The 15589-nt window shown below is 37.5% G+C and carries 7 protein-coding genes and 4 rRNA genes; 3 read left to right on the top strand and 8 right to left on the bottom strand.

Annotated features, from left to right (window positions below):
* Window positions 1-225 precede the first annotated feature (225 nt).
* The 5 genes from LRR82_RS07220 to dtd form a co-directional block, all read right to left on the bottom strand.
* Window positions 226-1750, bottom strand: a 16S ribosomal RNA gene (locus tag LRR82_RS07220).
* A gap of 760 nt (window positions 1751-2510) precedes the next feature.
* A 5S ribosomal RNA gene (rrf, locus tag LRR82_RS07225) occupies window positions 2511-2619 on the bottom strand.
* A gap of 91 nt (window positions 2620-2710) precedes the next feature.
* Window positions 2711-5614, bottom strand: a 23S ribosomal RNA gene (locus LRR82_RS07230).
* Window positions 5615-5935: 321 nt separating this feature from the next.
* A 16S ribosomal RNA gene (locus LRR82_RS07235) occupies window positions 5936-7460 on the bottom strand.
* Together the 16S, 23S and 5S rRNA genes form the textbook arrangement of a ribosomal RNA operon.
* A 276-nt stretch (window positions 7461-7736) precedes the next feature.
* On the bottom strand, window positions 7737-8186 hold the full coding sequence (dtd, locus tag LRR82_RS07240; protein WP_249028763.1) for a D-aminoacyl-tRNA deacylase: 450 nt from the start codon (window positions 8184-8186) through the stop codon (window positions 7737-7739).
* Between the two features lie 76 nt (window positions 8187-8262).
* Between dtd and LRR82_RS07245 the strand changes: the two genes are divergently transcribed.
* On the top strand, window positions 8263-9534 hold the full coding sequence (locus LRR82_RS07245; protein ID WP_249028764.1) for a replication-associated recombination protein A: 1272 nt from the start codon (window positions 8263-8265) through the stop codon (window positions 9532-9534).
* 107 nt (window positions 9535-9641) lie between these two features.
* On the opposite strand, the gene LRR82_RS07250 is transcribed toward LRR82_RS07245, so the two are convergent.
* Window positions 9642-10031, bottom strand: coding sequence for an RrF2 family transcriptional regulator (locus tag LRR82_RS07250; RefSeq protein ID WP_249030588.1), 390 nt, complete (start codon window positions 10029-10031; stop codon window positions 9642-9644).
* Window positions 10032-10486: 455 nt separating this feature from the next.
* Between LRR82_RS07250 and LRR82_RS07255 the strand changes: the two genes are divergently transcribed.
* Window positions 10487-11188, top strand: coding sequence for a LytR/AlgR family response regulator transcription factor (locus tag LRR82_RS07255; protein ID WP_249028765.1), 702 nt, complete (start codon window positions 10487-10489; stop codon window positions 11186-11188).
* A 5-nt stretch (window positions 11189-11193) separates the two neighbouring features.
* Complete coding sequence (locus tag LRR82_RS07260; RefSeq protein WP_249028766.1) at window positions 11194-12891, top strand: GHKL domain-containing protein; 1698 nt, start codon at window positions 11194-11196, stop codon at window positions 12889-12891.
* Here LRR82_RS07260 and miaA read toward each other — a convergent pair.
* Window positions 12888-13808 (bottom strand): tRNA (adenosine(37)-N6)-dimethylallyltransferase MiaA, encoded by a 921-nt coding sequence (miaA, locus tag LRR82_RS07265; protein ID WP_249028767.1) that lies wholly within the window; start codon window positions 13806-13808, stop codon window positions 12888-12890. The genes LRR82_RS07260 and miaA overlap by 4 nt on opposite strands.
* Window positions 13808-15583, bottom strand: a complete 1776-nt coding sequence (gene mutL, locus LRR82_RS07270) for a DNA mismatch repair endonuclease MutL (RefSeq protein WP_249028768.1) — start codon at window positions 15581-15583, stop codon at window positions 13808-13810. The genes miaA and mutL overlap by 1 nt, the downstream gene beginning before the upstream one ends.
* Window positions 15584-15589 lie beyond the last annotated feature (6 nt).

Genomic DNA, 15589 nt, shown 5'->3' on the forward strand with positions numbered 1-15589 from the left:
TTTTTTAATAATAATCTTAGTTTTTCGACTTAAACTAGAAAGACCACAATTCTTAATTTATTAATTATTCTGGTTTTAATCTTTCGATCTCTTTTTCTAATCTATTTCGCAATTTGTTATCCAGTTTTCAATGATCTCTTGAGTGAGAGTTTCACTCAAAACTAAACAGAAATTTTTCGAATTCACAACTTTGGTTACTACCTTGTTTTTTGTTTTACTCCTTAGAAAGGAGGTGATCCATCCCCACGTTCCCGTAGGGATACCTTGTTACGACTTCACCCTAATCATCAATCCCACCTTAGACAGCTCCTTCCTTACGGTTAGGCCACCGGCTTCGGGTGTTACCAACTCTCATGGTGTGACGGGCGGTGTGTACAAGGCCTGAGAACGTATTCACCGCGACATTCTGATTCGCGATTACTAGCGATTCCAACTTCATGTAGTCGAGTTGCAGACTACAATCCGAACTGAGAATAGTTTTATGGGTTTTGCTCCACCTCGCGGTATCGCTTCCCTTTGCACTATCCATTGTAGCACGTGTGTAGCCCAGGTCATAAGGGGCATGATGATTTGACGTCATCCCCGCCTTCCTCCGGCTTATCACCGGCAGTCTCGTTAGAGTCCCCAACTTAATGATGGTAACTAACGACAAGGGTTGCGCTCGTTGCGGGACTTAACCCAACATCTCACGACACGAGCTGACGACAACCATGCACCACCTGTATCGCCTATAACTATCTCTCTATCTCTAGAGCCTTTAGACGTATGTCAAGACCTGGTAAGGTTCTTCGCGTTGCTTCGAATTAAACCACATGCTCCACCGCTTGTGCAGGCCCCCGTCAATTCCTTTGAGTTTCATTCTTGCGAACGTACTACTCAGGCGGAGTACTTATTGCGTTAACTGCAGCACTGAGGTTCGACCCCCAACACTTAGTACTCATCGTTTACGGCGTGGACTACTAGGGTATCTAATCCTATTTGCTCCCCACGCTTTCGGGACTGAGCGTCAGTTGCATCCCAGATCGTCGCCTTCGCCACTGGTGTTCCTCCATATATCTACGCATTTCACCGCTACACATGGAATTCCACGATCCTCTAATGCACTCTAGCTATTCGGTTTCCACGGCTTACTGAAGTTAAGCTTCAGTCTTTCACCGCAGACCCTAATTGCCGCCTGCTCCCTCTTTACGCCCAATAATTCCGGATAACGCTTGCCACCTACGTATTACCGCGGCTGCTGGCACGTAGTTAGCCGTGGCTTTCTCATAAAGTACCGTCACTTATATGGCATTCCCTCCATATATCATTCTTCCTTTATAACAGAAGTTTACAATCCGAAAACCTTCTTCCTTCACGCGGCGTTGCTCGGTCAGGGTTTCCCCCATTGCCGAAAATTCCCTACTGCTGCCTCCCGTAGGAGTCTGGGCCGTGTCTCAGTCCCAGTGTGGCCGGTCACCCTCTCAGGTCGGCTACGCATCGTCGCCTTGGTGAGCCGTTACCTCACCAACTAGCTAATGCGCCATAAGTCCATCTCTTCCCAAAGCCGTAGCTTCTTTAATGTAGTTACCATGTGGTCTCTACACCTATGCGGTATTAGCTATCGTTTCCAATAGTTATCCCCCAGGTAAAGGCAGGTTACTTATGTATTACTCACCCGTTCGCCACTCGACAGTAAACTGTCGCGTTCGACTTGCATGTATTAGGCACGCCGCCAGCGTTCATCCTGAGCCAGGATCAAACTCTCCATTGTTTATGTAAACAACTTCGTTGTTTTCTAGCTCTTTTGCTTTTGTTTTTTATCCTTTTGGATATTGACGTTGTGTTTTTAATTCTTAGTTTTTCTGTTTAGTTTTCAATGATCTCTCTTGTCGTCTTTTGTTTTTGCCGACTTGTTTATAATACTTGATTCACTCTTTTTTGTCAATAACTTTTTGAACTTTTTTTGTTTTTCAACTTCGTTCTTTTTTGTCACATCCCTTTTGTTGAGTGCCCATTTATAATATCATAACACCCTAGTCTTGTAAAGCTTTTTTATGCTTTTTTTATTCCTTCATTTTCCTTTGATTCTATCGCTACTTTTCGTCTTTTTGACATCTTTTTACTTTCTTATTTATAAAATATTTTAGACAATGTTCTATTTTTATCGCTGCTTGTTAGGACCAATTGTTATTATGTACGAAAAAATAAAATACGTAATGGAAGGCTTGATGGATGGAATAAAAGTTATTCACATTTGTGAATAACTTTTCTCTGTTAGACAAGGGATCGATTCTCTGATTTTTGGGCCATAAATGAAAATAATTGGATATTTGTGCTATTTAGGTGTCTTTTTACTTGATTTGACTTCTTTTTTATAAAATAGAGTTATTTATATTTTGTGCACAATTATACAATTTTTGTGAATAACTTTTGTTTTTCTTTCTTTTTATGGCTTTTTTTGGTTATTTTTAACCTCTATTGTCTATCTACTTTTTGGATAAAAAAAAGACATCCAAATGGATGTCGGATGAAACTGGCAGTTTGCTATTGTTGCACCTTAGTACTATCGTCGCCGTTATGATGCTTAACTTCTGTGTTCGGGATGGGAACAGGTGTGTCCATCATGCCATCACTACCAGATTCTTCTTGAGTGAAATCACTCAAAACTAGATAACAATTGCTTTTTAAATTCGATTCTTTCTTTGTTTTTATCTTCAAGCGTTTAACCGTTTAGGTTAAGTCCTCGACCTATTAGTATCAGTCCGCTGAACATGTCACCATGCTTACACTCCTGACCTATCAACCTTATCGTCTTTAAGGGGTCTTACTTGCTAACGCAATGGGAAGTCTCATCTTGAAGTTGGTTTCACACTTAGATGCCTTCAGCGTTTATCCATTCCACTCTTAGCTACCCAGCTATGCCACTGGCGTGACAACTGGTGCACCATTGGAGTGTCCATCCCGGTCCTCTCGTACTAAGGACAGATCTTCTCAAACTTCCTGCGCCCACGACAGATAGGGACCGAACTGTCTCACGACGTTCTGAACCCAGCTCGCGTACCGCTTTAATGGGCGAACAGCCCAACCCTTGGAACCTACTTCAGCTCCAGGATGCGATGAGCCGACATCGAGGTGCCAAACCTCCCCGTCGATGTGAACTCTTGGGGGAGATCAGCCTGTTATCCCCAGGGTAGCTTTTATCCGTTGAGCGACGGCCCTTCCATTCGGTACCGCCGGATCACTAAGCCCGACTTTCGTCCCTGCTCGACTTGTAGGTCTCGCAGTCAAACACCCTTATGCCTTTGCACTCTACGCTTGATTTCCATCCAAGCTGAGGGTATCTTTGGGCGCCTCCGTTACTCTTTAGGAGGCGACCGCCCCAGTCAAACTGCCCACCTGACACTGTCCCGTACCCAGTTTATGGGTCCCGGTTAGAACTTCAATACAAGAAGGGTAGTATCCCAACGTCGACTCCTCGAACACTGGCGTGCTCGTCTCATTGTCTCCTACCTATCCTGTACATCTTGCATCAAAGTCCAATATCAAGCTACAGTAAAGCTCCATGGGGTCTTTCCGTCTAGTCGCGGGTAACCTGCATCTTCACAGGTACTAAGATTTCACCGAGTCTACAGCTGAGACAGCGCCCAAATCGTTACGCCTTTCGTGCGGGTCAGAACTTACCTGACAAGGAATTTCGCTACCTTAGGACCGTTATAGTTACGGCCGCCGTTTACTGGGGCTTCAGTTCAAAGCTTCGCTTGCGCTAACTCATCCCCTTAACCTTCCAGCACCGGGCAGGCGTCACCCCCTATACTTCGTCTTTCGACTTAGCAGAGAGCTGTGTTTTTGGTAAACAGTCGCTTGGGCCGTTTTACTGCGGCTCATATTTCTATGAGCACTCCTTCTCCCGAAGTTACGGAGTCATTTTGCAGAGTTCCTTAGCTATAGTTCTCTCGCTCACCTTAGGATTCTCTCCTCACCCATGTGTGTCCATTTTCGGTACGGGCCGATTCTTGATTAACACTAGAAGCTTTTCTTGGAAGCTTGCGTCATGGATTTCTGTACTTGCCGTAGCTTTCCATATATATCACGCCTTCGCCTTAACATACGGATTTGCCTGTATGTCAGCTACCTCGCTTATCCCCACTATTCCAGCAGTGGGTACCATTAGCCTTCTCCGTCACTCCATCATTCAAGAACCGGGTACAGGAATTTCTACCTGTTGTCCATCGACTACGCCTTTCGGCCTCGCCTTAGGTCCCGACTTACCCAGAGCGGACGAACCTTCCTCTGGAAACCTTGGGTTTTCGGTGCGTGGGATTCTCACCCACGTTTCGCTACTCACACCGGCATTCTCACTTCCATGCGCTCCAACAGTCCTTCCGGTCTATCTTCACTGCACATGGAACGCTCCCCTACCATTATTTCTAATCCATAGCTTCGGTAATACGCTTAGCCCCGGTAAATTATCGGCGCAGAGTCATTCGACTAGTGAGCTGTTACGCACTCTTTAAAGGATGGCTGCTTCTGAGCCAACCTCCTAGTTGTCTGGACATCTCCACATCCTTTTCCACTTAGCGTATATTTTGGGACCTTAGCTGATGGTCTGGGCTGTTTCCCTCTTGACAATGGACCTTATCACCCACTGTCTGACTGCCGAGTATATCTGTGTGACATTCGGAGTTTGATTATGTTCAGTACCCCGGGATGGGGCCATCACATATTCAGTGCTCTACCTTCACATGACTTTACCTCGACGCTAGCCCTAAAGCTATTTCGGGGAGAACCAGCTATCTCCGAGTTCGATTGGAATTTCACCCCTAGCCACAACTCATCCGCCAACGTTTCAACGGGGGTCGGTTCGGTCCTCCATCGGGTTTTACCCCAACTTCAACCTGGTCATGGCTAGATCACTCGGTTTCGGGTCTACGACATACAACTACTCGCCCTATTAAGACTCGCTTTCGCTTCGGCTCCGTATATCCTACTTAACCTCGCTGCATATCGTAACTCGCCGGTTCATTCTACAAAAGGCACGCTATCACCCATTAACGGGCTCTAACTTCTTGTAAGCATATGGTTTCAGGTTCTATTTCACTCCCCTCCCGGGTTCTTTTCACCTTTCCCTCACGGTACTGGTTCACTATCGGTCACAAAGTAGTATTTAGCCTTACCAGATGGTCCTGGTAGATTCCGACAAGATTTCTCGTGTCCCGCCGTACTCAGGTGCTCTATCACGTTTCGTCACAATTTCGAATACGGGGCTATCACCCTGTCTCGCCGAGCTTCCCATCTCGTTCTTCTATCATGTCTTCTTTCCGCTTTATCTAGAGTCCTACAACCCCGATCTATGATCGGTTTGGGCTCTTCCCCGTTCGCTCGCCGCTACTTAGGGAATCATTACTTTATTTTCTACTCCTAAAGGTACTTAGATGTTTCAGTTCCCTTCGTCTTGCCTCTCCTATGCTATGTATTTACATAGGGATAACTACCTATTACAGTAGCTGGGTTCCCCCATTCGGATATCAACGGGTCGTTGCTTGCTTACCGCTCGCCGTTGCGTTTCGCCGTTTGCTGCGTCCTTCTTCGCCTCTTTGTGCCTAGGCATTCGCCATACGCTCTTTTTAACTTTACCTATTGGTGTGTTGTACTTTCGTACACTTTTTTTGTTTTTTGTTTGCTTGAGTTACTATTTTTTTTGACTATTTATACGTTCGTATTTTTTGGTGTCTTTTTTAATAATAATCTTAGTTTTTCGACTTAAACTAGAAAGACCACAATTCTTAATTTATTAATTATTCTGGTTTTAATCTTTCGATCTCTTTTTCTAATCTATTTCGCAATTTGTTATCCAGTTTTCAATGATCTCTTGAGTGAGAGTTTCACTCAAAACTAAACAGAAATTTTTCGAATTCACAACTTTGGTTACTACCTTGTTTTTTGTTTTACTCCTTAGAAAGGAGGTGATCCATCCCCACGTTCCCGTAGGGATACCTTGTTACGACTTCACCCTAATCATCAATCCCACCTTAGACAGCTCCTTCCTTACGGTTAGGCCACCGGCTTCGGGTGTTACCAACTCTCATGGTGTGACGGGCGGTGTGTACAAGGCCTGAGAACGTATTCACCGCGACATTCTGATTCGCGATTACTAGCGATTCCAACTTCATGTAGTCGAGTTGCAGACTACAATCCGAACTGAGAATAGTTTTATGGGTTTTGCTCCACCTCGCGGTATCGCTTCCCTTTGCACTATCCATTGTAGCACGTGTGTAGCCCAGGTCATAAGGGGCATGATGATTTGACGTCATCCCCGCCTTCCTCCGGCTTATCACCGGCAGTCTCGTTAGAGTCCCCAACTTAATGATGGTAACTAACGACAAGGGTTGCGCTCGTTGCGGGACTTAACCCAACATCTCACGACACGAGCTGACGACAACCATGCACCACCTGTATCGCCTATAACTATCTCTCTATCTCTAGAGCCTTTAGACGTATGTCAAGACCTGGTAAGGTTCTTCGCGTTGCTTCGAATTAAACCACATGCTCCACCGCTTGTGCAGGCCCCCGTCAATTCCTTTGAGTTTCATTCTTGCGAACGTACTACTCAGGCGGAGTACTTATTGCGTTAACTGCAGCACTGAGGTTCGACCCCCAACACTTAGTACTCATCGTTTACGGCGTGGACTACTAGGGTATCTAATCCTATTTGCTCCCCACGCTTTCGGGACTGAGCGTCAGTTGCATCCCAGATCGTCGCCTTCGCCACTGGTGTTCCTCCATATATCTACGCATTTCACCGCTACACATGGAATTCCACGATCCTCTAATGCACTCTAGCTATTCGGTTTCCACGGCTTACTGAAGTTAAGCTTCAGTCTTTCACCGCAGACCCTAATTGCCGCCTGCTCCCTCTTTACGCCCAATAATTCCGGATAACGCTTGCCACCTACGTATTACCGCGGCTGCTGGCACGTAGTTAGCCGTGGCTTTCTCATAAAGTACCGTCACTTATATGGCATTCCCTCCATATATCATTCTTCCTTTATAACAGAAGTTTACAATCCGAAAACCTTCTTCCTTCACGCGGCGTTGCTCGGTCAGGGTTTCCCCCATTGCCGAAAATTCCCTACTGCTGCCTCCCGTAGGAGTCTGGGCCGTGTCTCAGTCCCAGTGTGGCCGGTCACCCTCTCAGGTCGGCTACGCATCGTCGCCTTGGTGAGCCGTTACCTCACCAACTAGCTAATGCGCCATAAGTCCATCTCTTCCCAAAGCCGTAGCTTCTTTAATGTAGTTACCATGTGGTCTCTACACCTATGCGGTATTAGCTATCGTTTCCAATAGTTATCCCCCAGGTAAAGGCAGGTTACTTATGTATTACTCACCCGTTCGCCACTCGACAGTAAACTGTCGCGTTCGACTTGCATGTATTAGGCACGCCGCCAGCGTTCATCCTGAGCCAGGATCAAACTCTCCATTGTTTATGTAAACAACTTCGTTGTTTTCTAGCTCTTTTGCTTTTGTTTTTTATCCTTTTGGATATTGACGTTGTGTTTTTAATTCTTAGTTTTTCTGTTTAGTTTTCAATGATCTCTCTTGTCGTCTTTTGTTTTTGCCGACTTGTTTATAATACTTGATTCACTCTTTTTTGTCAATGACTTTTTGAACTTTTTTGAATTTCAATTCTCGTCGTTATTTGTCTTTTCTCGAGTGCTCAGTTATATTACCATGGACATCCCTACTTGTAAAGCATTTTGTTAAAAAAGTTTTTCACTATCTAAAACCACTGTGATTGGACCATCATTTATTAAGGATACTTTCATATCTCCACCAAAGACTCCTGTTTCCACATGAACACCTTTCATTACTAATTGTTCATTAAAGTAATCATATAATGGTTTTGCAATCTCACCATTAGCCGCATCAATAAAACTTGGTCTTCTTCCTTTTTTACAATTAGCGTATAAAGTGAACTGAGAAATAGAAAGTATTTCACCCTTTATATCTAATAAGGATAGATTAAGCTTCCCTTGATCATCTTCAAATATACGTAAATGAATTACTTTGTCCACCATTTTATCTATCAACTCTTTTGTATCACTTTGTGTAATACCCACCAATATCATAAAACCCTGCTTTATTTCCCCTACTATATTATTATCTACCTTCACACAGCTTTCACTAACTTTTTGAATAACTAATTTCATAACTGTTCCTCCTATTTTAAAATAATTTATGTTATACTAATTATACTTACTATATATAAAAAGAAAAGGAGAAAATATGTATACGACACTCGCTCATAACATGCGCCCTACTACCATTCGTGAAATATTAGGTCAAGAACACCTTGTTTCAAAAGGTGCTCTATTACTAAAGATGGTAGAAACTAAAAGACCCTTTTCTACTATTTTCTATGGTCCACCTGGTTGTGGAAAAACAACTCTAGCTACTTGTCTAGCAAATGACTTAGGTATTCCTTATAAAATATTCAACGCTTCTACTGGAAATAAGAAGGAAATGGATATTATTATTGAACAAGCAAAGGTTAGTGATGGTCTTTTTGTAATTATAGATGAGGTACATCGTTTAAATAAGGATAAACAAGATCATTTATTACCACATATTGAAAATGGATTATTAGTAATAGCTGGTTGTACTACCGCCAACCCTTTTCATTCCATTAATCCTGCAATTCGTTCTCGTTGTCATATTTTAGAAGTAAAGCCTCTAGAAGTGAACAACATAATAAAAGGACTAACTAATTCATTAACTAGTCCCAGAGGATTGAATAATCTTTATAAAGCAGATGATGAAGTATTAGAAAAAATAGCTAATTACAGTGGTGGAGATATTCGTTATGCATATAACTGTTTAGAAGTATGTTCGATCACTGCAACAAATAATACTATTACAATGGATGATGTTATAAAATCCAACTTACAAGCAAATAGTCAATTTGACAAGGATGAAGATCAATATTACGATACTTTAAGTGGATTACAAAAATCAATCAGAGGAAGTGATGTAAATGGCGCAATGTATTATTTTGCTAAATTAATCGATGCTGGAGATATGGAATCTTTAGAAAGAAGATTAGTTACTACTGCATATGAAGATATTGGTTTAGCCAATCCAAATGCATGCATGCGCACTGTGACTGCTTTTCAAGCAGCAAAGGTAATTGGTTTTCCAGAAGCACGCATCCCTATTGCTAGCGCTATTATTGATTTATGTTTATCACCTAAATCAAAATCTGGAGAAATAGCAATTGACTCCGCCTTACAAACATTACGAACTCATCCCCTTCCTGCACCAAGATATTTACGACTTACACCCGTTGGTTTAGAAGAAGATGAAAAATATCAATACGACCGTCCAGAACTGTGGGAATATATCCAATATCTACCAGACCCTATTGCTAATCAACAATTTTATGTTCCGTGGCTAACTAGTTCTTATGAAAAAGCATTGGCACAAAATTATGAACGTTTATTGAAACATGGTCGCACAAACAATATAAAAGCACTTAATAACCAAAAGAAAAAAGCTTAATAGCTTTTTTTCTTTTCGTTATTAATAAGTTTATATTAAAACAACAATATATTTTCCTTCCTTATATAAGTACCTACATCTATTTCTTATTTGGCGGGGGTCTTTTTTTATTTTTTTTCATTCGCAAGATCTTCCAAAGTAAAAGAATCTAAATAATCATATATCACATCCCTTAGACCTTGCCATAAATCAAATGATTCTAGTTCAGCATCATGATGCAAGTCCTCTAGTTTAACAGGACTTAAATCACCTTCTACAACTTCTAATATTTCTGTAATCAAATAATCTTCTGCTGGTTTTATAAGACTATAACCACCCTTTACACCTCTTCGAGACACAACCATTTTTGCTTTTGTTAATTTGGTTACTATGTGTTCTAGGTATTTTAGTGATATTTCCTCTTTGTCAGCAACATCTTTTAATGATACGCTTTTGTCTTCCCTGTGATTTGCTAGATGAATCATAAATCGCAAAGCATATCTACCTCTAGTAGACATTTTCACCTGATATCCTCCCTTATTGTCAAAGTATACTAAAGCCAACACTCACTACCAATAAACATGATGATAATTTCTATCATACAATAATTATATCAACCCCTCACTTATTTAATACCAATTATATTCGTATTTGAATTACTTATATTTTATACCCTTATTAAATGAAAACATATCCCTTTGGTTCGAAAGAATAGTTTACTTGTTTGAATTATCTATTGTATAAAAGTCACTTTTTACTCATTTTAATAGCTAAATACAAAAAAACATTGATGAAATCATACTTTTTTTCAATCTTACACTTTTATTCATAAAAATAACGACTAATACTAATAAATTTCTTTATTTACATATTTTTATCTTATGTATCAAAAGTTGAAATTCATACCATAATCGTTGCATTTTATAACATGATTTTATATAATGGATAAACAAATTTAAAAGGAGTGATAACCATGCATATTGCTATTTGTGACGATAACATCCAGGAAATAACTACTATTATCAGTTTACTTGATAACTACCAAATCAAACACAATCAAGAAATTACTTATGACGCCTTTGACAACGCTAAGACATTATTAAATTCGATATCAAAACATTCTTATGATCTATTACTTTTAGATATTGTCATGCCTGAAATATCAGGCATTGAAGTAGCTAGTAAAATTCGTGAATTTGATAAAGATATTCCTATTGTTTTTTTAACAATGTCTCCAGAGTTTGCTATAACAAGTTATCGCCTTCATGCAAAAGATTATTTACTAAAACCAGTGGATAAAAAATTGTTATTTGATATTTTAGACAGCCTGAAAGAAACAAAAGAAGACTTTATACTTATAAAATCAAATGATGCCATTAAACAAATAGTATTAAATGATATTGTTTATATTGAGGTAGTATCTCGTAAGGTTTGGATATATTTAAAAGATGGTACTACGATGGTATCTCCTGGAACTTTATTTCAGTTAGAAGCTAAACTTTCGATGTATTGCCAATTCTACAAACCACATCGCTGTTATTTAATTAATTTTGAACATGTTATAAAAATAGATAAAGAAGGTATTCACACAAGTATAAATACCATTATTCCTGTACCTCGTTCTAGTTTTGTAAAAACAAAAAATGATTACATGAATTATTTTATGACTAGGTGAATAATATGAAAAAATATATCAAGAACACTTATTATCCCTTCTATTCATTGCATTGTATTTTTAAGAAAAAAGAAAATGCATTTTTAACAAAGCTTGTTAAAAGAAATAGTTTTATCATTATATTTGCAGCAATTTCAGCTATCTTCTTTCAAATAATTAATATTTCACGCGTTTTTTTCAGTGCATCAAAACTATCTACATTAAACAACCGCATTTATTTTAGTTTCTATACTTCTTTATTGATTGTTTCTCTTCTTGTTTTTATTATTCATGTATCAAATAAAGCATCTTATAAAAAGCTATATTTAACACAATATATAAGTGTTGTTTTTTATATCTATTGGAACTTATTATTAAACTCTTACAATATCACTAGAAACGCCTCAGGTTCCAGTACTATATTTATAAGCGCCTTTCTATTTTGTTCTGTATTAATGCGCTTTAAACTACAACATATTATCTTTTTACAGATAACATCTTTTTTAAGTTTTGTTTTCATTAATTTAGATTTTACAATTTATAATAGTTTCTTTGATTTAATGGTTATTGTTCTTTTTTCTAGTTTTTGTTCCATTGTTTTGTTTTTTCAAGAAGTACGTTCTTTGGAAAATGAAGATGAGTTAATGATAGTAAATGACTTACTTAAAAAAGAACAAGATAATCTGCGTTTAAGTTTAGAAAAATATAATTATATCGTAAACAAAACCAATGTATTGAGTTTTGATTGGAACTTAGAAACTAATATTCTAACTCCTTCTAACAACTGTATTCAAGTGATAGGTCTTCCTAATTTTGTTTATAATCCCGGAGAAACATTACTTGCTACAAAGAAAATACATAAAGAAGATCGAAACACTTGTCTAGAATTGATCAAGCAATGCATTCAAACTTTATCTGCTCAATCCATGGATATCCGATTTTTACATGCTGATAATAAATATCATTGGTATCAATTACAACTTTTCGTACAAACAAATCAAAATAATAAGCCAACTAGTATTACTGGTACCTTATTAAATATTGATGAACCTACCCGTATTATTAACAACCTCAATAAACAATTAACTACTCAGTTTGAAGGTTCTAAACAATATTTAGATCAGTTAAAAGATTCTCAAGAACAAACGAAAATATATCGTCACGATATGCGTCACTCTCTAGCATTAATTGAGCAACTTGCAGCTTCAGGTGATTTAGATAAACTTTGTTCTTATTTGTCACAAACGCACAATAATTTGAATTCTATTACACCTCATTGTTATTGTGAAAATAAAACTGTAAATTTAATCCTTGTTTCTTTTGCATCAAAAGCAAAAGAATTAGATATTTTATTTGATACAAATGTCTCTTTACCTGAATTGATCGTACTTAGTGATGTTGAACTATCTTCTCTATTGTTTAACCTTTTAGAAAATGCTATCATTGCAACCAGTAAGGTAGAACAAAAAAATAGATACATTAAAATAAAAGCAAACTATCATCTTGAAAAACTACTACTATTTGTAGAAAATAGTTTTGAAGGAACTGTTTCATTTGATAATGAGAACCTACCTATTACACCTAATAATAAAGAGGAACATGGGTTTGGTATAAAAAGTATTATTTCAATTGTTGAAAAGCATCAAGGTGTCTATTCATTTGAAACGATCGACTCTATCTTTTATGCTAAAGTCATGCTTTCCCCAACAAAGAGCAACCCTTAGGATTGCTCTTTTATAATATACTGTTTTGCCTCTTTTATTGTTTGTTCAAAGTTTTCAATACAAATAGTAATCCAATACATTTCAAACTGATTTTTAAACCAAGTATATTGCCTCTTCGCTAAATTACGGGAATGTTGTTGAATTAAGGAAACTGTTTGTTCTAAAGATTGTTTATCTTCTATATAGTCAAACCACTCCTTATACCCAATCCCTTTCATGCTTTGGTCTTCTCTTTGCATTCCAGCATCTATTAACTGTTCCACTTCTTTTTCTAGACCATTTTCCATCATAACATGTACCCGTTGGTCAATTCTTTGATACAAAACATCACGAGGTAATGTTAATCCAATAAAAAGTGCATTATACAAGCAAACATGTTCTTGTTTTTCATGATTTTCACTTTTCGTAATACCGGTTGTTTCAAATATTTCAATAGCTCGAACAATGCGACGTCGGTTATTTGGATGTAATTCTTTTGCACTATTTTCATCAATGGTTTGTAGGTATTGATGTAATTGTTCATTTGAATATTCTTCAAACTTCTTAGTATAAGCTTCATGATCTGTTTCGCTTTCTTCGAAAGTATAATCATACAAAGCTGCTTTTATATACAAACCTGTTCCACCAACAATAATAGGAAGTTTCCCTCTAGAAGTGATATCTTGAATATAGAAACGAACTTGTTCCTGAAATTCTTTGACACTATAACTTTCTTTTGGATCTTTGATATCAATTAAATAGTGAACTATTCCCTGAGCTTCTTCTTTCGTTACTTTCGCAGTACCAATATCCATAGTACGATATACTTGCATTGAATCACCACTAATTACTTCGCCATTAAATTCTTTGGCTAGCTCTACTCCTAGTTTTGTCTTACCAACACTTGTTGGTCCTACAATTACGATTACTTTTTCCATTAAACCACCCTTTTAAATAACTTTTCTAGTTCATAAGCACTATATCGTATAAGTGTTGGTCTTCCATGAGGACAAACATATGGATTATCACAACACATTAAATCATCTAACAATTGTTGCATAGCCATCAATGATAAATGAGAATTTCCTTTTAAAGAAGCTTTGCAACTAAGCATTGCAATCGCATCTTTTTGTAATTCTAATAAATCTACTTTGTTATGCTTGATAACTTGTTCTATCATAGATTCAATAAATAATAACTCATCGACATTCTTCATCCATACCGGTAACTGTTTTACAATAAAACTAGTCGTACCAAACATCTCTAAATAAATTCCAACATCATACAAATAATGTTTCTTCTCTTCAATTACTGCTATTTGACTGCTCGGATATTCTAAAACAATTGGCACTAACAAATCTTGTTTTCGAGTATCTTGTTTTTGATACATATCACAGAAATATTCATAATTAACTCTTTCTTTGGCAGCATGTTGGTCTACCAAATACAATGCATCCTCATCTTGAGCTACTATATACGTACCATGAACTTGTCCTTGGGCAAATAACTTTTGTTTAAGTTTACGTTCTACCACTTCTTCTTTTACAAATTCTTTTATTTCTGTTGGTTTCTTTATTTCCTCTTGTCTATTACAAGTTTCACTTGGAATAGAGTCAACAGGTTCAATAGTTACAGAAGGTGTTGTTAGATATTCAAAATCAAATGATTGTTGAATATCTTTAAATTGAAATGTTGGCTTTTTTATTTCTTCTTTTATTTCATAAGTTAAATCCTTTTGTTGTAATGCTTTCTGGAATCCCTCTAATAAAAGTTCCTTTAATTTATTTTCTTTAGAAAAACGAACTTCCATTTTAGCAGGATGGACATTTACATCAACTAAATAAGGATCAATATCAATATTAATAAACGCTAATGGATAACGTTTATCAAATAAGTAACTTTTATAAGTTTGCACAATCGCATCAATCGTCACTTGATTCTTTACAACACGATGATTTACTAAAGTAATAATATCTTTCTTACTAGCCCTAGTAATATCAATCTTTGATAAATAACCACTTATATGAAATTCTTCATCCTTAAAATCAACTGCTATCATATTCTTAGCGATAGATAAACCATATTGACTACTAATTACCTCTAATATATTCCCACTACCATTACTTTGATAAATAGCTTTGTTATTATGTACCAGAGAAAAAGAAATACAAGGATAAGACAACGCTATTTTTTCAATATATGCTTGTATATGAGAAAACTCAACATTGGAAGATTTCATATATTTTAATCTTGCTGGCACATTTTGAAATAATCTTTCTACCTTAATACTTGTTCCAGTTTGTTGAAAACAAGTAGATACTTGAGAACATGTTCCATAATGATATTCCACCATCGTACCTTCACTACCTCTTGAAGTCTTTAATGTCATATGACAAATAGATGCAATAGAAGGCATTGCTTCTCCACGGAATCCTAAGGTTTGAATACAAAATAAATCTTCATCTTTTTTTATTTTACTTGTAGCATGTGGATAAAAGCACAGTTCTGCATCTTTTTTATCCATACCTTCTCCATTATCAATAACCCATATTGATTGAAGACCACCGTCTTCAATTAATATATCTATTTTTGTACTAGATGCATCAATACTGTTTTCTACCAATTCTTTAACTACATTCATTGGTCTTTCGATTACTTCTCCAGCTGCTATCTTACTTGCAAGAACATCATCTAATTGTTTTATTTTTGACAAAGTTTA

Origin of the sequence: Tannockella kyphosi (genome assembly GCF_021054785.1) — a bacterium.
GTDB classification, from domain to species: Bacteria; Bacillota_I; Bacilli_A; order Erysipelotrichales; family Coprobacillaceae; genus Tannockella; species Tannockella kyphosi.

Coding starts and splice junctions, on each gene's coding strand:
- dtd (WP_249028763.1), bottom strand. CDS start 8,186: ATGAAATTAGTTATTCAAAAAGTTAGTGAAAGCTGTGTGAAGGTAGAT.
- LRR82_RS07245 (WP_249028764.1), top strand. CDS start 8,263: ATGTATACGACACTCGCTCATAACATGCGCCCTACTACCATTCGTGAA.
- LRR82_RS07250 (WP_249030588.1), bottom strand. CDS start 10,031: ATGTCTACTAGAGGTAGATATGCTTTGCGATTTATGATTCATCTAGCA.
- LRR82_RS07255 (WP_249028765.1), top strand. CDS start 10,487: ATGCATATTGCTATTTGTGACGATAACATCCAGGAAATAACTACTATT.
- LRR82_RS07260 (WP_249028766.1), top strand. CDS start 11,194: ATGAAAAAATATATCAAGAACACTTATTATCCCTTCTATTCATTGCAT.
- miaA (WP_249028767.1), bottom strand. CDS start 13,808: ATGGAAAAAGTAATCGTAATTGTAGGACCAACAAGTGTTGGTAAGACA.